This window comes from Algibacter sp. TI.3.09, assembly GCF_038154905.1.
Taxonomy (GTDB): Bacteria; Bacteroidota; Bacteroidia; order Flavobacteriales; family Flavobacteriaceae; genus Algibacter.
The window spans coordinates 59,126-81,972 of the sequence record NZ_JBAKAN010000005.1 but is presented as its reverse complement, the minus strand read 5'-3'; the positions used below and the strand labels follow the sequence as shown (position 1 = coordinate 81,972).

The 22,847-nt window shown below is 35.5% G+C and carries 15 protein-coding genes and 2 tRNA genes; 9 read left to right on the top strand and 8 right to left on the bottom strand.

Annotation, left to right across the window (positions count from 1 at the left end; translation table 11 throughout):
- The first annotated feature begins 27 nt into the window (after positions 1-27).
- Both V6246_RS15070 and V6246_RS15065 read left to right on the top strand, forming a co-directional pair.
- Complete coding sequence (locus V6246_RS15070) at positions 28-3,282, top strand: efflux RND transporter permease subunit (RefSeq protein WP_341561275.1); 3,255 nt, start codon at positions 28-30, stop codon at positions 3,280-3,282.
- Positions 3,272-4,723: a TolC family protein gene (locus V6246_RS15065; RefSeq protein WP_341561274.1), complete on the top strand. Its 1,452-nt coding sequence runs from the start codon at positions 3,272-3,274 to the stop codon at positions 4,721-4,723. The genes V6246_RS15070 and V6246_RS15065 overlap by 11 nt, the downstream gene beginning before the upstream one ends.
- Before the next feature lie 271 nt (positions 4,724-4,994).
- Here the strand turns inward: V6246_RS15065 and V6246_RS15060 are convergent.
- The 7 genes from V6246_RS15060 to V6246_RS15030 all read right to left on the bottom strand — a co-directional run bounded on the left by V6246_RS15060 (position 4,995) and on the right by V6246_RS15030 (position 12,735).
- Positions 4,995-5,068, bottom strand: a tRNA-Asp gene (locus V6246_RS15060).
- Between the two features lie 233 nt (positions 5,069-5,301).
- Positions 5,302-5,375 (bottom strand) — tRNA-Asp (locus V6246_RS15055).
- Positions 5,376-5,456: 81 nt separating this feature from the next.
- Positions 5,457-6,386, bottom strand: coding sequence for a DUF58 domain-containing protein (locus V6246_RS15050; RefSeq protein WP_133968982.1), 930 nt, complete (start codon positions 6,384-6,386; stop codon positions 5,457-5,459).
- A gap of 109 nt (positions 6,387-6,495) precedes the next feature.
- A complete protein-coding gene (locus V6246_RS15045; protein WP_042496933.1) occupies positions 6,496-7,041 on the bottom strand; it encodes a ClpP family protease in 546 nt (181 codons plus the stop codon).
- 85 nt (positions 7,042-7,126) lie between these two features.
- Positions 7,127-7,444, bottom strand: coding sequence for a thioredoxin (gene trxA, locus V6246_RS15040; RefSeq protein ID WP_042496930.1), 318 nt, complete (start codon positions 7,442-7,444; stop codon positions 7,127-7,129).
- A gap of 264 nt (positions 7,445-7,708) precedes the next feature.
- Positions 7,709-12,097 (bottom strand): DNA polymerase III subunit alpha, encoded by a 4,389-nt coding sequence (gene dnaE, locus V6246_RS15035; RefSeq protein ID WP_341561270.1) that lies wholly within the window; start codon positions 12,095-12,097, stop codon positions 7,709-7,711.
- A 188-nt stretch (positions 12,098-12,285) separates the two neighbouring features.
- Positions 12,286-12,735, bottom strand: a complete 450-nt coding sequence (locus tag V6246_RS15030; RefSeq protein ID WP_341561269.1) for a ferritin-like domain-containing protein — start codon at positions 12,733-12,735, stop codon at positions 12,286-12,288.
- 200 nt (positions 12,736-12,935) lie between these two features.
- Here V6246_RS15030 and V6246_RS15025 point away from each other — a divergent pair, with 200 nt between their 5' ends.
- From V6246_RS15025 to V6246_RS14995, 7 genes are all read left to right on the top strand, one after another.
- Positions 12,936-14,006 carry a lactonase family protein gene (locus tag V6246_RS15025; RefSeq protein ID WP_341561267.1) on the top strand — a complete coding sequence of 357 codons (1,071 nt, stop codon included), beginning with the start codon at positions 12,936-12,938 and terminating at the stop codon, positions 14,004-14,006.
- A gap of 118 nt (positions 14,007-14,124) precedes the next feature.
- Entirely contained in the window at positions 14,125-14,640 is a 516-nt protein-coding gene (locus V6246_RS15020) for a 30S ribosomal protein S16 (RefSeq protein WP_159019146.1), read from the top strand.
- Positions 14,641-14,830: 190 nt separating this feature from the next.
- Positions 14,831-15,361, top strand: coding sequence for a ribosome maturation factor RimM (rimM, locus tag V6246_RS15015; RefSeq protein WP_159019145.1), 531 nt, complete (start codon positions 14,831-14,833; stop codon positions 15,359-15,361).
- A 37-nt stretch (positions 15,362-15,398) separates the two neighbouring features.
- Positions 15,399-16,112 (top strand): tRNA1(Val) (adenine(37)-N6)-methyltransferase, encoded by a 714-nt coding sequence (locus tag V6246_RS15010; RefSeq protein ID WP_341561265.1) that lies wholly within the window; start codon positions 15,399-15,401, stop codon positions 16,110-16,112.
- A 172-nt stretch (positions 16,113-16,284) separates the two neighbouring features.
- Complete coding sequence (locus V6246_RS15005; RefSeq protein WP_341561263.1) at positions 16,285-17,463, top strand: acyl-CoA dehydrogenase family protein; 1,179 nt, start codon at positions 16,285-16,287, stop codon at positions 17,461-17,463.
- A 159-nt stretch (positions 17,464-17,622) separates the two neighbouring features.
- Positions 17,623-21,069 (top strand): hypothetical protein, encoded by a 3,447-nt coding sequence (locus V6246_RS15000; RefSeq protein ID WP_341561261.1) that lies wholly within the window; start codon positions 17,623-17,625, stop codon positions 21,067-21,069.
- Positions 21,070-21,187: 118 nt separating this feature from the next.
- Positions 21,188-22,090: a serine/threonine protein phosphatase gene (locus tag V6246_RS14995; RefSeq protein ID WP_341561259.1), complete on the top strand. Its 903-nt coding sequence runs from the start codon at positions 21,188-21,190 to the stop codon at positions 22,088-22,090.
- Here V6246_RS14995 and V6246_RS14990 read toward each other — a convergent pair.
- Positions 22,087-22,776 (bottom strand): aspartate/glutamate racemase family protein, encoded by a 690-nt coding sequence (locus V6246_RS14990; protein ID WP_341561258.1) that lies wholly within the window; start codon positions 22,774-22,776, stop codon positions 22,087-22,089. The two genes, V6246_RS14995 and V6246_RS14990, sit on opposite strands and share 4 nt — an antisense overlap.
- Positions 22,777-22,847: the final 71 nt, after the last annotated feature.

Genomic DNA, 22,847 nt, shown 5'->3' with positions numbered 1-22,847 from the left:
TACTTCTACTAAATATCAAAAAAAGTCATGTTTAAAAAATTTATACAAAGACCCGTTTTGGCCATCGTCATTTCGGTCATTATCGTATTTACGGGGTTGCTTGCTATTAAGCAATTACCCATTTCGCAATTTCCGCAAATTGCACCAACCACTGTTAATATTTTCATTGCCTATCCTGGTTCTAGTGCCGATGTATTGGTAAATTCAACATTAATACCGCTAGAAACCGCTATTAATGGCGTGCAAGATATGCGTTACATAGCATCTGATGCTACCAGTGCAGGAGAAGGTACTTTACGTGTTATTTTCGAACCCGGAACCGACCCCAACGAGGCTGTAGTTCGCGTAAAAACAAGAGTCGATCAGGTTATGCCGTTGTTACCAGAATTGGTACAGCGAGAAGGCGTGGTTATTACGCCTGTGCAACCAAGTATGTTGATGTATGTAAATCTTTTTAGTAAGAAGAAAGACAACGACGAAAAATTCTTATTCAACTACGCTTACACTAAAGTAATACCAGAAATTCAACGTATTGATGGTATAGCAAGTGCTAAAATTTTAGGAAGCAGAAAATATGCCATGCGTGTTTGGTTAAAACCCGACCGTATGCGTGCCTATAATATTTCAGCCGAAGAAGTTCTAGAAGCCATGGAAGACCAAAGTATTTTGGCTAGACCGGGTAGAATTGGTAGAAGCTCAGGCAAAACAGCACAATCTTTAGAATATGTACTAACCTACGAAAACCGCTATAACGAGCCGGATCAATACAAAGAGATCATAATTCGAGCTAATGAAGAAGGTGAAATCATTAAACTATCAGATATTGCCGATGTTAATCTTGGTAGTGAATTTTTCGATATTTATTCAAATTTAGACGGACAACCATCGGCCTCCATTGTATTAAAACAAACTTTTGGAAGTAATGGTAGCGACGTTATTACTTCTGTTAAAGAAAAATTAGACGAGTTAAAAAAAGACTTACCACCGGGTATGGATTTTCAAATTAGTTATGATGTCTCTAACTTCTTAGATGCTTCCATAGAGCAAGTTATCCACACACTACGCGATGCCTTTATCCTTGTAGCAATTGTGGTTTTCTTATTCTTAGGAGATTGGCGTTCTACCTTAATTCCTATTATCGCCGTTCCCGTATCATTAATTGGCGCCTTTTTCGTCATGCAACTTTTCGGGCTATCCATTAACTTAATTACACTTTTCGCTTTAGTACTCGCCATTGGTATTGTGGTCGATAATGCTATTGTAGTGGTCGAGGCGGTACACGTTAAAATGGAAGAAGAACATCTTTCACCTTACCAAGCATCATCTGCTGTACTAAGTGAAATTGGAGGTGCTATTATCGCGATTACCTTAGTTATGGTTTCGGTATTTATACCAACATCATTTATGTCGGGGCCAGTTGGGGTTTTCTATCGCCAATTCTCTATTACCATGGCAGGATCAATTGTTATTTCAGCTATTGTAGCCTTAACACTTACACCCGTACTTTGTGCCATGCTATTAAAAAACAACCACGGCAAAGCAAAAAAGAAATCGGCCATAGATAAGTTTATTGCTTGGTTCAATAAAGGTTTTGAGCGCCTTACAGGTGGTTATGTTAACTTATTAAACAAAATTGCGGCACGACGTATTGTAACATTTGGTATGCTAATCGCTTTTTGCGCTGGTATATATTTTACAAATGAAGTATTACCGGCTGGATTTATCCCAAATGAAGATCAAGGGATGATTTACGCCATCATTCAAACACCTCCAGGAGCAACTTTAGAACGCACGAATGAAGTTGCAAAAAAACTTCAGAAAATTTGTGAAGAAACCGAAGGTGTAGAATCTGTTTCCTCTTTAGCAGGTTACGAAATTATGACGGAAGGTCGTGGCTCTAATGCAGGAACATGTTTAATTAACTTAAAACCATGGTCCGATCGTGAACACACCGTACACGAAATCATGGAAGAGTTAGAAGAAGAAACTCGCGACTTAGGAGCCGTAATTGAATACTTCGAGCCACCAGCCGTGCCAGGCTTTGGATCTTCGGGAGGTTTTGCTATGCGTTTATTAGATAAAACAAACTCTACAGATTATCATCATTTCGAGAAAATCAACAATGAGTTTATGGCAGCCCTATCCAAGCGACCAGAGTTAACGGGTTTATTTACCTTTTTCTCTGCAAACTATCCGCAGTACAAATTAAAAATTGACAATAAAAAAGCGATGCAAAAAGGCGTTACTATTGGTAAAGCTATGGAAAACCTCAACATTCTAATAGGTAGTACTTACGAGCAAGGTTTTATCCGTTTTGGTCGTTTTTTTAAAGTTTATACACAAGCCGCTCCAGAATATCGCGGATTACCTTCCGATCTTCAAAAACTTTACGTGAAGAACGAATCTGGTGAAATGGTACCATATTCTGCGTTTATGACTATGGAAAAAGCTTTAGGTCCAAATGAAATTACGCGTTACAACCTCTATAATTCTGCAGCTATTCGCGGATTGCCTGCACCAGGTTACACCAGTGGAGACGCCATTAAAGCGATTAAAGAAGTAGCCAAAGAACAATTACCAAGAGGTTACGATATTGGCTGGGAAGGTTTAACTTACGATGAAGCAAGTCGTGGTAGCGAGTCTATTTATATTTTCGCTATTGTTTTAATCTTTGTATACTTCGTACTTGCCGCTCAATACGAAAGTTTCTTACTGCCGTTTGCGGTAATCTTATCACTTCCCGTTGGAGTTTTTGGTTCGTTTATTCTACTAAAAGGTATGGGTTTAGCAAATGATGTGTATGCTCAAATTGGAGTTATTATGCTAGTTGGGTTACTCGGTAAAAACGCCGTATTAATCGTAGAATTCGCAGTACAAAAACGCAAACAAGGCGCTACCATATTAGAAGCCGCTATCGAAGGGTCGAGAGCTAGGTTCCGTCCTATTTTAATGACCTCTTTTGCTTTTATAGCTGGTTTAGTACCGTTGGTTATGGCTTCTGGAGCAGGCGCTATCGGAAACAGAACCATTGGTGGATCTGCAATGGGAGGTATGTTTATAGGTACTGTATTTGGAGTAATCATTATACCTGGTTTATATTATGTCTTCGCAAAATTAGCAGACGGTAGAAGTCTTATTAAAGATGAAGCCTCAACTTCTGTAACAGATGAATTAATGCATTTAAGCGAAAGCAAAAACCAAAGTGAAGTAAATGCTACTAAAATTAGCAAGATTACTAAATTATTGAAAAAACTCACTAAAAAAAATAATGATGAAGTATAACATAAAAAATAGACTAAAACACCTCCCAACTATGTTGGTTGGTGTTTTTATTATGGCTTTTGCGTTTTCTTGTGTACCAACAAAAAGCATAAGAGAAGCTAACATGTCTACCCCCGAAGGTTATCAAAACCAATCGTTAGACACTATAAATACAGCAAGCATAAATTGGAAAAACTATTTTACAGACCCCAATTTAACAGCTTTAATAGATACAGCACTAGCCAATAACCAAGAGCTTAACATGATGTTACAGCAAATAAATATGGCTAAAAACGAAATTAAAGCTCGTAAAGGTGAATACTTACCATTTGTAAATGCTTACGCTGGAGCGGAAGTAGAAAAAGTTGGCGAATTTACTCGAAACGGCGCTGTTGAAAAAAACTTAAAAGTGCATGAAGAAGATGCTTTTCCTGAACCTTTACAAGATTATTCTATTGGACTTTCCGCTTCATGGGAACTCGATATTTGGAAGAAACTTAGAAACAGCAAAAAGGCCGCTGTTTTAGAATATTTATCATCTGTGGAAGGAAAAAACTTTATGATAACAAATCTTGTTACAGAAATTGCCAATTCATATTACGAACTTATGGCTTTAGATAATCAGTTAGATATTATTAACCAAAATTTAGAGCTACAACAAAACGCTTTAAATATGGTGAAAATTCAAAAAGAGGCAGCTAGAGCAACTGAGTTGGCTGTACGCCGATTTGAAGCTGAAGTTTTAAAAAACCAAAGTAGCAAATTCGATATTCAGCAAAACATTGTAGAAGTTGAAAATGGAATCAACTTTTTAGTTGGGCGCTATCCACAACATGTTGAGCGTAGTTCTAAAAACTTTATTAATAAAGATATCGGAATTATAAATGCGGGTATTCCATCGCAGTTGTTACAAAACAGAACAGATATCCGAAAAGCCGAATTAGAACTTTCTGCATTAAAGCTAAACACAAAAGTTGCTAAAGCCAATTTCTATCCTTCTGTTGGTATTTCTGCTGGTGTAGGCTTACAAGCTTTTAAACCTAAGTTTTTAACAAACACACCAGAGTCTTTAGTTTATTCTTTAGTTGGTGATGTGGTTGGACCGTTAATTAATAGAAATGCTATTAAAGCTGAATATGCCAACGCTAATGCAAAACAACTGCAAGCTGTTTACGAATATGAAAAAACGATTCTGAATGCTTATATTGAAGTATCTAATGCCCTTTCGAACATAGATAATCTAAATAAAAGTTATGCTTTGAGAGACCAACAAGTAAAGGCTTTAAATGAATCTATTGATATCGCGATGAAACTTTTTAAATCTGCTAGAGCAGAATACACCGAAGTACTATTAACACAACGAGAGGCTCTAGATTCTCAAATAGAAATAATAGAAACAAAAAAAGAACAACTATTGGCCCATGTAAATATCTACAAAGCATTAGGTGGAGGTTGGAAATAATACTTAAATAGATTAATAGCAGATCTTTTTAGTTAAAAAAAGCCGTTTTTACATCTGTAAAACGGCTTTTAATTTTTAAATATTATTCTGAAGGTTATGTCCTAAATAAAAAAGCATTCCGATTTTCTTAAAAGAAAAAAGGAAAGCCTTTCATTGGATTACCAAATTAAATCTGGCAAACTACTTCCCCGAATAAATTCGGGAACAACACAACTTCTTATTGCACAAAAAAAGCCCTAATTTCTCAGAGCTTCTTTGTTTGCAATTTTAGCGGTCTGGACGGGACTCGAACCCGCGACCTTCGCCGTGACAGGGCGACATTCTAACCAGCTGAACTACCAGACCGTTGCATTATTGCGAGTGCGAATATACACTATTATTATAATCTAACCAATTTTAATTTTACAATTAAAACAAAAAAGCATCCCAATCTTCTTCACAGAAAAAAGGAAAGCTTCTCATTGGATTACCAAATTGAATTTGGCAAACTACTTCCCCGAATAAATTCGGGAACAACACAACTTCTTATTGCCAAAAAAAGCCCTAATTTCTCAGAGCTTCTTTGTTTGCAATTTTAGCGGTCTGGACGGGACTCGAACCCGCGACCTTCGCCGTGACAGGGCGACATTCTAACCAGCTGAACTACCAGACCGTTGCGTTATTGCGAGTGCAAAGATACACGCTTTTTTAAATCACACAAACTTTTTTTATTATTTTTTTGAAAAAATTTCTATCAAACAAACCGCTGTCGCTCTACCATGTACGTTGTCAGGATGTTATTAAAATTTTTATTTATATCCGCTTCAACGTATTTTATTTTGTATTGTGCGCATTTCAACTTCAAATTAGAAAAATAGTTATTTACCGTTTTACTATAGTTTTCTTTTATGGAATCGGCATACAGGTTAATATGCTCGCCAGTTTCGACATCAATAAAACGTTTTGGTCTATTATCAAAATCAAAATTCAATTCTTTTTCCTTATCGAAAACATGAAACAAAACTACCTCATGTTTATTGTATTTTAAATGACGTAATGCTTCAAAAAGCTTTACCTCATCTTCCGAAGTTTGAAACATATCGGTAAACAAGAATATTAAGGAGCGTCTATGGATGTTTTCTGCTATTTCGTGTAAGTACTTATAAGTTTCCGTTTGCTTCATTAGCGGCTTCGAGAGTACCGCATTACTTAACTCATGTAAAAGCATTTGATGGTGGCGCTCACTTCCTTTTTCCGAAGCATAAAAATCGTAAGCATCGCTATATATACTTAAGCCTACAGCATCACGTTGTTTTTTTAGCATATGCATTAGAGCTGCAGATGCTAAGGCAGAGAATCCAACTTTATTTAATTCAGTAATAGAAAAGTTATTTAACTCCGGATAATGCATAGAACTACTGTTATCCAAAATAATGTGGCAGCGTAAATTAGTTTCATCATCATACCGTTTGGTGTACAGCTTTTCCGTTTTGGCAAATAGCTTCCAATCAATATGCCTTGTGCTTTCTCCTGGATTATAAATTTTATGCTCTGCAAACTCTGCCGAAAATCCATGAAACGGACTTTTATGCATACCAGCAATAAACCCCTCGACTACCTGCTTTGCAAGTAATCCAAGATTTTTAAAACCCTCAGCTTTATTTAGTTCGTTTTGCAAATTCATATCACAACAGTTAATTACACTTTACTTGTTAAACAAAAAAAACAGACCTAATTGTGAAGTTTAACTCAACAAGCCAGTCTGTTTAATAGTTCTAAAAAATTGTTTTTTTTTATTTAGCAACCTGATCTACAATACCGTAAGCCACAGACTCATCTGCTCCCATCCAATGGTCACGATTAAAATCTTTCATTACCTTTTCAAATGTTTGCCCACAATTGTCTGCTAAAATTTGAGCACTTAATTCTTTAGTAATTACAATTTCTTTAGCCGTAATTTCAATATCACTAGCTTGTCCACGAGCACCACCACTTGGTTGGTGTATCATAACACGAGCGTGAGGTTGGATAAAACGTTTTCCTTTTTGCCCTGCAGACAAAATTAGCGATCCCATAGATGCTGCAAAACCAGTACAAACTGTAGAAACTTCACTTTTTAAAGACTTAATACAATCGTAAATAGCAAAACCAGAAGTTACATAACCACCTGGACTATTAATATAAAGTGTAATATCTTCAGTACCTAAAGCATCTAAATACATCAATCTATCTACAACATGCTTAGCAGAATCATCGTCAACCTGGCCCCATAAAAATACTTTACGTTGCTCTATAAAATTACTATCTATTGCGTCTTGAATTTTTTTATGTCCACTCATCTTTTTAATATCTTTTAATTTTCATCTAAAATAAAAAAAGGTTCACCATTACGGCAAACCTTTTCAATTTTTCTTTTAGTATATGTTATAAAAGCGCATCAATCGCTTCTGCGTAAGTCGCTTTAGGCGCTACACCTACTTGACGACCAACAACCTCACCGTTTTGAAAAACCAAAACTGTAGGAATGTTACGCACTCCGTATTTTGCAGCAAATTCTTGATTTGCATCTACGTCTACTTTACCAACAACGGCTTTTCCTTCGTACTCACTGCTAATTTCTTCAATAACTGGTCCAACCATTCTACATGGTCCACACCAAGCTGCCCAAAAATCAACTAATACCGGTTTATCACTTTTTAAAACCGTTTCCTCAAACGTTGCATCCGTAATTTCTAATGCCATAATATTTATATTTTTAATGTTCTTAATTCATTTTAATAACACAAATTTAGTCAAAAATTTCTCGAATCCTTACAAAGCTATCATTTGTTTTCCCTATAATGGCATTGAGTACAGCTATTTAATAGTTTATTTTGGCGCTACCCCAAGGGTCGGGCTTTCACTACTCGCTCCCTCCTACCGTCAGGGAGCTTAAACATGCCGTTCAATCCCTAGCGCTATTTAGAATGGGTTTTAAGGTTTGGCTTTTTGATTAAATCTTTAAAACTAATTCAACTTATACTTAACCTGTTGCACCTCTAATTCTGTTATTAGTTCTTGAGATACTTTTACTTTTTGTTTTCTACTAATCATAGGTAACTTAATTTTTTCTTTCATATCATAAACCAAAAAATTAAGCGCCTGACTTCCCGGGTGCTCATTTAGTAATTCCTTTAGAGACATAATTTTTTGTTCGGTTAAATCTCTAACATCTAATTGAATGGATAGTTTTTTGGCATAATTCTCCATAACATCATGCAATAGCTGAAAACTATTAAACTGCAATCGCGGATCACTTTTCTTACCAGTATCTTTATTAGTCCAACCTTCTCGAACAAAGGTTTTTACAAACACAAAGCTATTAATCATAAAAAAGTGTCGAAATTTTAAATACTCTTCACCAAAAACTCTAAATTCAAAACTATCGGTATAATCTTCAATAGTAAACATAGCCCAACCTTTACCTTGCTTACTTACACGATGCTGCACATCGGTAACCACACCTCCAAAAACAATTTCTCGGTTTACGTAAAGATTTAAGTCATTAAACATACTAATAGTACCATTACAGAAGGTTTTCATCTCTGTTTTAAAGTCGTCCAACGGATGCCCAGAAATATAAACCCCAACCACTTCACGTTCCTTGCTCAGTTTTTCCATAGTCCCCCACTCTTCGCAAGGCGGAACTTCGGGTTCTGGTATTTGTACATCACTAGCTTCTCCAAACAAACTCACTTGTGCCGAGTTTTCATTTTCTTTGTGCTTGTGTGCGTATTTAATTGCTTTTTCTAAAAAGGTAATACCATCGCCATCATCATGAAAATATTGTGCGCGATGTGTATCCGATAACCCATCAAAACCACCAGCTAAAGCTAAATTTTCAAAAGCTCTTTTATTAGCGGCTCTTAAATCTATACGTTTTGCAAAATCGAAAATAGACTTATACGCACCATCTTTTTCCCTATGCTCTACAATAGTCATTACAGCACCATGCCCTACTCCTTTTATAGCTCCCATCCCAAAACGAACGGCATAATCCTTATTTACTGAAAATTTATAAAATGATTCATTTACATCAGGTCCAAGAACATCTAACTTCATACGCTTACACTCTTCCATAAAGAATGTAACCTGCTTAATATCGTTCATGTTATTCGATAAAACAGCCGCCATATATTCCGCAGGATAATGCGCTTTTAAGTATGCCGTTTGGTAAGCAATCCATGCATAACACGTGGAGTGAGACTTATTAAAGGCATAACTAGCAAAAGCTTCCCAATCCTTCCAAACTTTCTCTAGAATCTTAGCATCGTGCCCATTGGCGCTGGCTTGCTCAATAAACTTAGGTTTCATTTTATCAAGAACGGCAATTTGCTTTTTACCCATCGCCTTACGCAAAACATCGGCTTCACCTTTGGTAAACCCTGCCAAACTTTGCGACAGTAGCATTACTTGCTCTTGGTAAACGGTAATACCATAAGTTTCCTTTAAGTACTCTTCCATTGCTGGTAAATCATACTCAATATCTTCATCGCCGTGCTTTCTACGAACGAAACTAGGAATATATTCCATCGGCCCCGGACGATACAAGGCATTCATGGCAATTAAATCTTCAAAAACAGTAGGTTTTAAATCACGTAAGTGTTTCTGCATCCCGGGTGATTCATACTGAAACACACCCACCGTTTCTCCACGTTGGAATAACGCATAAGTTTCTTCATCATCTAACGGAAACGTTTCAGGATCCAAAACAATATCATGTTTTGCTTTTACAATTTTAACGGTATCTTTAATAAGGGTTAATGTTTTTAACCCCAAGAAATCCATTTTTAGTAATCCGGCATCTTCCACCACCGAGTTATCAAACTGAGTAACATATAAATCGGAATCTTTCGCTAATGACACCGGTACGAATTTGGTAATATCATCGGGTGTAATAATAACACCACAGGCATGAATACCCGTATTTCTTACCGAACCTTCTAGCGTTCGAGCTAGATTTAAAGTTTCGGCTTGCAAATCACTACCATCTGCAATATTTAAAAGTTCATTAACTTTCTCTAAATCTTCTGCTCTAAATTTTTGTCCGAGTTCCTTTTCCGAAAGACCAAAAATCTTTCCGAGTTTAGACATATTCGGAATTAATTTCGCAATTCTATCGGCATCAAATAATGGCAAATCTAATACACGTGCGGTATCTCTAATAGACGATTTTGCCGCCATGGTACCGTATGTAATAATCTGTGCTACTTGGTTGGAACCATATTTCTCGATTACATAATCCATAACACGACTTCGACCTTCATCATCAAAATCGATATCGATATCGGGCATACTTACACGATCGGGATTTAAGAAACGCTCAAAAAGTAAATCGTATTTAAGCGGGTCAATATTTGTAATCCATAAACAATACGCAGCAACCGACCCTGCCGCAGAACCACGACCAGGACCAACCGAAACATCCATGTTTCGGGCTTCTCGAATAAAATCTTCTACAATAAGGAAGTACCCAGGATATCCTGTTTTTTCAATTACGCCCAACTCGAAATCGAGACGTTCTATAACAACATCCGAGAGTTCTTCGCCGTAACGTTTTTTAGCACCTTCATAAACTAAATGACGTAAAAATGCATTTTCACCACGTTTACCTCCATCTTCTTTATCTTCTTCATGAACAAATTGTTCAGGGATATCGAAGGCTGGCAATAATACATCACGTGCTAATTGATAAGCCTCAACTTTATCTACAACTTCTTGCACATTAGAAATAGCCTCGGGAACATCTTTAAAAAGTTCCTTCATTTGGTCTGGAGATTTAAAATAATACTCCTGGTTTGGCATACCGTAACGGTATCCACGGCCACGACCTATTGGTGTCGCTTGCTTTTCACCATCTTTTACACACAATAAAATATCGTGAGCATTAGAATCGCCTTTCTTCCTGTAATAAGTATTATTAGAAGCTATTAATTTTACGTCATGCTTTCTTGCCAATGAAATTAATGTTGGGTTTACACGATCTTCATCTTCTTGATTGTGACGCATGAGCTCCACATACAGATCGTCGCCAAACTGTTCTTTCCACCAAAGCAAAGCTTCTTCAGCTTGATTTTCACCAATATTCAGAATTTTACTTGGTACTTCACCATATAAATTTCCTGTTAAAACAATTAAATCTTCTTTATATTCTTCAATTAACTTCTTATCAATTCTAGGTATATAATAAAATCCATTTACAAAGGCATGCGATGATAACTTTGCTAGATTATGGTATCCATTTTTATTTTTGGCGATTATCACAATTTGATAACCGTTATCTTTTCTCGACTTATCTAAGTGATTTTCACACACAAAAAACTCACAACCTATAATAGGTTTCATTTCTTTTGCAGTAACCGTCGCTCCGGTAATTTCAGCTTCCTTCTTTTTAGCTTTTACGCCTCCATTATGCTTATTAACTGCGTTTACGAAGTGAAAAGCCCCCATCATGTTAGCATGATCGGTAAGCGCTACAGCTTCCATATTATATTCCGCTGCTGCGGAAACAATATCAGCAACCCCCATTGTAGATTGTAATACCGAGAACTGCGAATGATTGTGTAAATGAACAAAATCTACATCGGCTAAAGCGGAAACATTTTGCTTAATATCTTCGGAAGACAAACCACTGCTTTCACTTTTCTTGATCCGCTCTAGTATTTTAGAACTTTCGCGTTTTAGGTTTATGTGTTTTAAACCAATAAGATCAATGCTAGCCGGATTCTTTTTATTAAAATCCTGAAAATACTCAGGCTCAACATCTAATTGCTCTTTTGTATATTCTCCCAAACGCATCAACTCGAAAAAACAACGCGTAGTTGCTTCCACATCGGCCGTTGCGTTATGCGCTTCAGAAAAACCTACCCCAAATAAATGCGCGTGTAATTCTGATAATGTTGGTAGTTTAAACTTACCGTAACGTCCACCAGGAATTTCACATAACTTAGCAGTATGCTCGGTACAAGTATCTAAAACAGGAAGTTCTTGCAATGGGTTTTCCAAATCACCACGCACAAACTCAGCGCCCATAATATTTAAATCGAACTTTACATTTTGCCCAACAACAAACTTAGTTTTCCCTAAAGCTTCATTAAATTTCTCTAAAACTTCGGCTAACGGAATACCTTGCTCTTTTGCTAATTCCGTAGAAATACCGTGAATTTTTTCGGCATCATAGGGAATATTAAAACCTTCGGGCTTCACCAAATAATCTTGATGCTCAATACAGTTTCCCATATCGTCATGCAGTTGCCAAGCAATTTGAATACACCTTGGCCAGTTGTCAGTATCTGTTATAGGCGCGTCCCAACGCTTTGGTAATCCGGTAGTTTCTGTATCGAAAATTAAGTACATGCCGTGTTTTAGTCTTTTGAAATTAAGCTATTTAACCTTTAAAATCTTCTTTATTTTTACAAAGAATATTTGAGTAGAAAAAGTTTATAAAAATACAGAGAATATTTTCTTTTTTGGCTTGATACCCTAAAGAGTTTTGAACAAATTAGAATCTCTCCATAAATTGCACTTACAGAATACAATACCCACTAGGTTACAAGTTTCATTTCAAATTTGCGCGAAGCTATAGCAATTTCGATGGCGTTTTTTTGATTTACTAGCAGCGTTATAATACGTGTTGGTAAAATTCTATCTTTAAGCACATCGTTATATTTAGCTAAATTAGCAACATCTCTTTTCACCGCTTCTTGCAAAATCAAATCCACATTATTTGATGTAAACATGGCTTTTAAACTGATAGAAATTTTATGCAAATCGCCCATTAAACTTCCTGAAGTTTTTGGCTCTTTGCCATAACGCAAAATTTCTCTTTTTATATCCTGAGCAAACAATCTACGTTCTACAGATTTTCTAACAAAAAACTCTATTAACGTTCTGTTTTCTACATTTTCCGCTGCACTAAGATAACTTTTCTCGGCATCGTAATTTTTAACTAATAATTTATTTAACTGCTTCGATATTTTTTCTGAATAATGCATAATTATATTTCATTTAAAAATTCAACAACTTATTTAAAGATGCTTATTGTATGGCATCGCATACACGAATATAATCTCGTAAACACCTTTTGTAAAACCATTTAACAGTATTTTAAATTACTTTATGATTGATTAACAAAAGACAACTTATTTTATCATAAATTAGCATAATTAAGTTCAGAAAAACATACCAACTGCACATGAAAAAAATATTTTTATTACTCACATTTCTTTCCTTCTTTAGCTTCTACGCGCAAAACACGCCGCTTTATGTGGGCACTTTTACCGACATGGAAAGCGAAGGTATTTATCAACTTCAATTTAACACGCAAACAGGAGAACTTACTAATAAAACCTTAGTCGTTAAGGCATCTAGCCCTGCGTTTTTATCATATTCTGCAGATAGAAAATATATTTACAGCGTAAACAGGTCTGCTACTAAAACTGAAGACGATTATGTTTCGGCTTATAAAATTTTAGACAACGGTACGCTCTCTATCATAAACACCGCCAAAGCTCATGGTGCTGCCGCTTGCCACATTTCTATCGATAAAAAAGGAAAAAAAGCTGTGGTTTCAAATTACACAGGTGGCACGGTTTCTTTATTCGACATCAATAAAGATGGAAGTTTAAATGAAGCTTCTCAAGTTTTCGATCACAATACTCCTTCTGAAAAATCGCATGCTCATTCTGCGCAATTCTACAAAAAAGATTTATTTGTTGCCGATTTAGGTCGCAACGCCGTATATCAATATCGATTAAAGAAAGACGAATATAAATTAAAATCTCCTGCTATTGTAAAAATGGAAGGCAACCCTGGGCCTCGACATTTTTCTATTAGTAAAAACGGAAAGTATATCTATATAATAAATGAATACGGAAGTTCGATAACTACAGTAAAAAGAACCAAAAACAACTTTAAACAAATAGATTACGATTCTACTCTAGACGAAAACTATAACGGAAAAAATTCTTGTGCAGACATTCATTTATCTAAAGACGAGCGTTTTTTATATGGTTCTAACCGTGGAGAAAACTCCATTGCTGTTTTTAAAAGAAACATTAAAACAGGAACAATCGATAAAATTCAAAATATTAGCGTGCATGGCGATTGGCCAAGAAATTTCACATTAGACCCTACCGGTAAATTTGTACTTGTAGCCAATAGAAGAAGTAATAACATTTCCGTTTACAGCATCGATTCGGACACCGGAAAACTCACATTCTTAAAAGATTACGCAGTACCAACGCCGGTTTGTTTACTTTTCTAACAGAAGAATTTGTTTTAGAGTAATTACAAAAGAAATAATAAGCTGATAATTAAATTTTTATAGTATCTTTGCGCCCTTATTAATAACCGAGGTCGCGAACCTCAAATAATTAATTATTATGGCAGTAAAAATTAGATTACAAAGACACGGTAAAAAAGGAAAACCTTTTTACTGGATCGTTGCAGCTGATGCAAGATCAAAAAGAGATGGTAAATACTTAGAGAAATTAGGTATCTACAATCCAAACACAAACCCAGCAACTGTTGAATTAAACGTTGATGGTGCTGTAACATGGTTACAAAACGGTGCACAACCAACTGATACGGCTAAAACTTTATTGTCTTACAAAGGCGCTTTACTAAAAAATCACCTTGCAGGTGGTGTTAGAAAAGGAGCTTTAACTGAAGAGCAAGCAGAAGCAAAATTTGCAGCTTGGTTAGAAGAAAAAACAGGAAAAGTTCAAGCGAAAGCTGATGGTTTATCTGAAGTAGAAGCAAAAGCGAAAGCTGATGCATTTGCAGCAGAAAAAGCGGTTAACGAAGCTAGAATTGCTGCGGCAACTCCTGCTGTTGAAGAGGTAGCTGAAGAAGCTGCTCCTGAAGTTGAAGCAGAAGCATCAAACGAAGAAGAATAAAAAACAAAATTTTTTATACTTTTAAACTCCGATAGCAATATCGGAGTTTTTTATTTTCTAAAATTAAGGTTTCGGAAAATAACCCTATTAGATTACGCACACTATTAATTGTAAAATTTAATTACTTTTGACTCTCATTTGTTAAATGAGATTTACGCTTACGCGGAAATAGAAAAAAACCAAGCATTCCATGAAAAAAGAAGATTGTTTTTACTTAGGTAAAATTGTGAAAAAATACAGTTTTAAAGGAGAAGTTTTAGCCAAACTAGATACCGACGAACCGGATATTTACGAAAACTTAGATGCTATATTTTTAGAGCTTCGTAATAACTTGGTGCCTTTTTTCATTGAAAGCTCGCAGTTACACAAATCTGAATTACTTCGTATTAAGTTTGAAGATGTAGATGAAGAAGCCGATGCCGATGCTATTATGAAAAGTGGTCTTTACTTACCTTTAGATTTGTTACCAAAACTAGAAGGCGATAAGTTTTATTTTCATGAAGTTATGGGCTTTACTGTCGAAGATGTAAACTTTGGAACCGTTGGAATTATTAAGGCTATTAACGACTCTACAGCGCAATCACTTTTTGAAATAGACCGAGATGGTATTGAAATTCTAATACCAATGAACGATGAGTTTATCAATAAAGTTGATCGTAAAAACAAAACCATTATAGTAGACACTCCAGAAGGTTTAATTGACTTATACCTAGAAGAATAAACTCTGTATTAAATCTTTTAAAAAAGAAACATTTTTTATGAGCAAGCCATTCAAATTCAAAGAGTTTAGCGTTAATCAAGATCAATGCGCTATGAAAATTGGTACAGATGCTGTTTTGCTTGGCGCATGGGCTAGCTTAGAGGCAAATCCGTTTGCTATTCTAGATATTGGTGCCGGTACAGGTGTTTTGGGCTTAATGTTAGCACAACGCAGCCATGCTGAAGTTATTGATGCTATAGAAATTGATGATGATGCTTACGAGCAGTGTGTTGATAATTTCGAGTTATCTCCTTGGGGCGATCGTTTATTTTGTTACCATGCCTCTTTAGAAGAATTTGCCGAAGAAATCGATGATGAATATGATTTAATAATCTGCAATCCGCCATTTTATGCCGAAGATTATAAAACCGAAAATGAATCGCGCGATTTAGCACGCTTTCAGGATGCCATGCCTTTTAATCATTTATTAGAAAGTGTTTCTATTTTATTATCTCCAGAAGGAAGTTTCAATGTTATTATTCCTTTTAATGAGGAAGACAATTTTATCGCATTGGCGAAAGACTTCTTATTTCATCCTACAAGAGTCTGCCGTGTTAAAGGTAATCCTGAAACAGAAATTAAACGAAGTATGCTAGCGTTTTCCTTCCGCGAAAGCGAAACTACTACTACAGAACTTATTATTGAAACCAAAAGACATCAATACACCCAAGATTACATTAATTTAACTAAAGATTTCTACTTAAAAATGTAATCGATTTGCTAATTATTCTTTAAATTTGATAGTATAATTTGTTTTATTCTTAAAAAAAGAAGTTTTTTAGTAAAGAACCTATAATCACGCTTGCTTTTTAGATGTACACCGTGGTTATTAGAATTCTATTTCTGCTAGGCTTTCTGCTTTGAATAAAACTTAAATCTTAGCTATGAAACCAGATTTATTTGAAGCTCCCGATTATTATAATTTAGACGATTTACTATCCGAAGAACACAAATTAGTTCGCGATACGGCTCGTGCTTGGGTAAAACGCGATGTCTCTCCTATTATAGAAGAATATGCTCAAAAAGCAGAGTTTCCTAAACAAATAATTGGTGGCTTAGCAGAAATTGGAGCCTTTGGACCATACATTCCTTTAGAGTATGGTGGCGCCGGTTTAGACCAAATAAGCTACGGTTTAATTATGCAAGAAATTGAACGCGGCGATTCTGGCGTACGCTCAACAGCTTCCGTACAATCCTCTTTGGTGATGTACCCAATATGGAAATATGGTAACGAAACGCAACGTCAAAAATATTTACCTAAACTAGCTAGTGGCGAATGGATTGGTTGTTTTGGTTTAACCGAGCCCGACCATGGCAGTAATCCTTCAGGCATGGTTACTAACTTTAAAGATAAAGGCGATCACTATTTATTAAATGGCGCTAAAATGTGGATTTCGAATGCGCCTTTTGCACAGATTGCAGTTGTTTGGGCTAAGGATGAAAGTGGACGTATTCATGGTTTAATTGTAGAGCGTGGCATGGAAGGTTTTTCTACTCCCGAAACCCATAATAAATGGTCGTTAAGAGCTTCGGCTACTGGTGAATTAATTTTTGATAATGTTAAAATTCCGAAGGAAAACTTATTACCTAACAAATCTGGTTTAGGCGCACCTCTTGGCTGTTTAGATTCTGCAAGGTATGGAATTGCTTGGGGAGCTATTGGAGCCGCTATGGATTGTTATGATACAGCGCTACGCTATAGTAAGGAGCGTATACAGTTTGGTAAACCTATTGGACAATTTCAACTTCAGCAAAAAAAACTAGCCGAAATGATTACAGAAATCACCAAAGCCCAACTTTTAACTTGGCGTTTAGGGGTTTTACGGAATGAAGATAAAGCCACATCTGCTCAAATATCTATGGCTAAACGTAACAATGTAGATATGGCAATTACTATTGCTCGCGAGGCTAGACAAATGCTAGGCGGCATGGGGATTACTGGCGAATACTCGATTATGCGTCACTCCATGAATTTGGAAAGTGTTATTACTTATGAAGGTACTCACGATATACATTTATTGATTACCGGTTTCGATATCACAGGCCTAAATGCATTTAAATAACTAATTTTTAAGCGACTACACTTTTTATTTATTTTCAATAAAAAAACGAAATATTTAGAATTACTGACTTTTAGCATGTTTTGTAAATTAATCTAATTGTAAATTTGGATTGAATAATAATCCTATTTTATAAAATTTAGGACTAATAACAAGACAAGCATGGAAGAATCTAGAAAAGACGTTGTTCAATTTATCAATCTACAATTATCATCATTAGGACTGCCAACTTACCATGATGAAACTCAGGATTCTGAAAAGTTTTGCGATCCTAAATTTGAAGAACTAACAAGTGGTTTAATAAAAACATTACGCGAACAATCGAGACTTTTAGCCTCGCACCATTCTCCTGTCGATTCTAGAATTCAGAGTTTTATAAACGATTATTTTAAAGACATCGTTATTGATAAAACTTATGTATTACCCAACAATACCTTAATTTTATCAAAAAAAGGGCACGCCAGAGAGGTTAGTTTACCTCCTAATGGTAACTCTTTTAAAAGTGATAATGTAACGTCTCATAGAATAAAACAAGGGATTTTAAACAACCCTTTACATGATAAACGAACAACAAAAGGCACCTTTCATATTGTTGAAGGCCAGCTTCCTGTTCCTTTAGATAAACAAGAAGTTCCGAAGGTTGTTTTTCCTCATTTTTTAAATGCGGCATTTAACCCTTCTAATGAATTAAACACCTTACCCTTCACATCTAATCAAGAAGAGAAAGCAAAAACTATGGTCTCCATGTTATTAAGACCCATGGTTTGCCCAGAAGTAAAAGGAATTATTTCTAGAAAATCTTTAGAGGTTCGCTTTTTTGCGCCCGGAAGTTTAGTAAGTAATTTAGACTTTGTAGAGTCTATTTTTGGAAATGCTGGCAACCCAAATTTAGCACAAAACGATGCTGGATTAGATACGGAACATTGGACAGGCCACACAGGCTGTATAATTTTAGCCCCTCAATTAAGAACTTTAAAAAAGAAAGATGTAGGGTTACCACATGTTGATGATGCTACAGACCGTCAAAAAAGAGATGGTATGTGCTGGAAAAATGAAGACGAACTGTACAACGATGGTGGTGCCTTCAAAATTACTTGTAGAGATGATCGTGGGGTTGTTGTTACCATTATAGCAGATAACTATTACGGCTATTCTAAAAAAGAAATAAAAACACAAATAAGCTATTCTGCTAATTTATTTGGTTTAGTAGAAGAAGAACATTCTGGTGGAGCCATTGCCTATCCTCGTGGTGTTATGGGAGATATTGTAGACGGTGTGTCGTTCTCTAAAAAACACGGAGATAAGTTTTCTTTTGAAGATGTTAAAACCCTTTTAGGAGACAGAATTGAAGTGATGCCAGAGTACTATGCTGTAGATAAAAAATATCCAAATATTATTTACATTCCAGAGTCGGCTTACATCAACACAAACACCAATAGCATCACTTGGAAACATAATGGGAAGGAACAAAAACTAAAATTAAATCCAAAGAAAAAATACGTTCACCCAACGGGAAACAAATTCACATTAGAGAAACATCCGGCCATACCACTATGGCGTATAGTTAATACCATGGCAGAAGGGATTTTTTGCCATAAACCATGTACAGTTTCTGGAGGTGGTAAATCTGAAATATCTAAATCTATGCTAAATGCCATTACTTACAGTGCATTTAACATAAGAGATATTGATGAAGATTTTAAAAAAGCAGACGAAATAATAGAATACAATTACGCTAAGCGATGGGCAAATTACGACCCAACTTTACCACCTTCTCGATCTTTTTTGAGTAAAGGAAGAACGTTAGGCTCTGCCGTAAAATTATTAACACCATCGGACAAAAACACAGATGAGTACAACGCGTTTGTATCTAATATACCTGTACATATTCGGTCCTTGGTGCTATTTGTAAAAAGACTATACCGTCAAGATCATGCTGAATTAAACTGGAAAGATTGCATGTCGGTAGAATTTATTAATGGCAAAAAAGGAACAGGTTTATTATATCACAATACACGTGTGGTTGGTAGTTATGTACGAATTGGTTTTAATGAAAATGGTAACTGGTTATTAAATAAATTAAGATCCGATTTTTCTGCAAGTATAAAAGTTCAAACAGAGGATGATATATCTGCATCTATCACGTTGCCTCGAGAAAGGTTCAATAATATGAGTCCTAAATTCCAAAACAAGAGTTTAAAAGTTGTGGCAAATTGTGAATCTTATTTATTTCAACGTCCAGACGAAGCCATTATAAGAGGATATGATAAAAATGCAGAGCGTGATATTGTTTCAGACAACACATATTTAACCAATTACGAATTACTAAAAAAGAAAGATGCTATAGAGATATTCGAAGACACTATTAATTTTGATAAATACACACAACCTGTAAAAGATTTAATTACAAGTATTATTGAAAGCCCCAATGACGAAGAATATTTTGCACTACCATCGCATACCAGAATTGTAGATGGTGAGCCTACCAAAAACCCAAGATATTTAGAACGAAATATTAATATTGAAGAAACAAGAGAAAGCTATTTAGGTGAAATTGGTGTTCGTTTATTCAGAAAAATAAAATCTACAGATCCTGTAGTTCAAGTTGTAAATGCTGTGTTACCAGGCAGAAGAAACAACCCTGCCGATAGAGCATCAGGTATCCGTCCGTTGGCTGTTTACAACCCAATACACTACCAAGAAACTCCAGAATTATTCATGGATTTTATTTGTAGTTTAACAGGCAAATCGCCATCAACAACAGGAGCTGGCTCAGAAGGTGCTTTAACTAAAGGCCCTTTCAATATGTTAACACCAACAACCGATTTAAACAACGCTTTACTATCTCACATATTAACAGGTTATGATGCCTTTAGCACGGCCGCAGGTTATGTAGGTGGCGAGAATAAAGTAGATCACGACATTAGCTTATTAATTCCAGAAATCTGGTCGCGTTTAACTCCAGAAGATAGAGATCCTAAAAAATTAATTGAGCATGGCGCTCTTGAAAAAATTGAAGATTTCGAGCATGATGGTAAAATTATTTTAGCCAGTCGTTTAGGATATAGGATTACTAAAATATTTTCTTTAAGATGTTTAAACCGCTTATTTGATGAGCCTACTGCTGTTTTCAACGAAAAGATGCTAAAACCAGAACTTCAAGGTTTAGAAGATTATGTCGATGGTATTAATAATATAGTTGAAGCTCAAGAAAAAGTAGCACTTCGTTATTTTGAAGACGGAAGTATTAATTCTGCCATACCACCATTAAAAATTCTTTTAAATATTATGGCTTATGGTTCTTATGAAGGTAAACAAATTAGTGATCCAGAATTACGAAAATACTTCGATAGAAATTATGTTTTAAGTAGCGATTGGTACAAAGAACGATTGTCTATAAAACAACAAAAGGATATTAATTTTTATGACTCGCAAATTGACTATTTAGAAGGCTTTATCGCAAAACCAAATAATAAAATTTTAGTTGATGACATGAAAATTGAAGATCGATTAACCCGAGTAAAAGCTTTGTATAGTGAGTCTAAATCTGAAAATTACTTGAATAGCCTTATCGGTACGATAGGTGCAGATCCGTTGTGCAGAAAATAATTTTAAGAGTAGAATAAAATTATTTTTGTTCTACTCTTATCTTTTAAAAATAGAAATATTTCAAAAATCCACGTTTGCATAAATAAACTGCCATCGTTTTTTGTTTATATTTACTCCTATGTTTTCAGCTAAAAAAAGATTAGATAACGCTTATAACAACGCTAAGGTTGTTGAGTTCGACGACGATAGTAAATTTATACTTTTTAGTGATTGTCATCGCGGTGACAATAGTTTCGCTGACGATTTCTCGAACAACAGAAACATCTATTATCACGCTTTAAAGCATTATTTTGATGAAGGTTTTCAGTACTGTGAAATTGGAGATGGTGATGAGCTATGGGAAAACCTATCATTTAAATCTATTTTAGACGCTCACAAAAACGTCTATATGCTTTTGAAAAATTTCCATAAAGGAAATAGACTACATATGATTTGGGGAAACCATGATATGGTATACAGAAACCCTGAGTATGTAAAAAAAAATTTATCAACATATTTCGACGCAAAAACAGATAAAGATGAAGAGTTGTTTAAAGATATTACTTATCATGAAGGCATAATTTTAAAACACTGTTCTACAAATCAAGAAGTTTTTTTAACGCATGGTCACCAAGCCGATTGGTGGAATTATTTATTCTGGAAATGGAGTAGATTTATGGTTCGTGTGCTATGGAAGCCCTTAAATGTTATGGGTATTGCAGATCCAACAAGTCCTGCTAAAAACTATACCGAACTTATAAAAGTAGAGCGAAAAACAAAAAATTGGATAACGGATAATAATAACTTAGTAACCGTAGTTGGGCATACCCACAGGCCTCGTTTCCCAGAGCCTGGAGATATTGCTTTTTTTAACGACGGAAGCTGTGTACACCCAAGAAGTATTACGGGTATAGAAATTGAAAATGGAGAAATATCGCTTATAAAATGGAGCATAGCCACAAAAGATGATGGCACACTACAAATTATAAAAGATGTTTTGGAGGGTCCGAGAGCCTTGATTTCTTATAGAACTTCTAGCTAATTAGAAGCCAAATCGAAAGCTGCACTTGCATGAATACTTGTGGTGTCGAAAACAGGTACGCTTACATCCTCTTGCTTAATAAGCAAAGGTATTTCAGTACACCCCAAAATAACACCCTCTGCTCCTTGAGCTATTAAACGCTTAATGACTTCCTGGTAAATGAGTTTAGATTCTGGGTTTAAAATACCTTTGGATAACTCGTTATAAATAATACCATGTACGTCTTCTCGATCTTGCAAACCAGGAATTATAGCCTCTATCCCGAAGGTTTTTAAAACATCAATAAAAAATGTTTTTTCCATAGTGTACTTCGTTCCAAGAAGCGCTACTTTTTTCAAACCTTCAGTTATTATTTGTTTTGAAGTTGCTTCTGCAATATGAATTACAGGGATATTTACAACTGCTTTAACGGCTTCAATAGACAAATGCATGGTGTTGGCGCAAATTAAAATACAAGATGCTCCTGCATGCTCTAAACTCAATGCTGCTTTACTCATTATTTCGTTTAATAGATCCCAACGGTCTTCGGACTGTAACTGGGCTATTTCACCAAAATCTACTGAATTAATGATAACTTTCGCTGAATGTGATTCGCCATATTTAGACGCTGCTAATTGATTTAAAATACGATAATATAATATTGTAGATTCGGGAGTAATGCCTCCAATTAAGCCAATTGTTTTCATATTAATAAAAGTAGCGCTATTACTCCAGCCTACAAAACAAAAAAAGCCAGAACTTACGTTCTGGCTTTTTA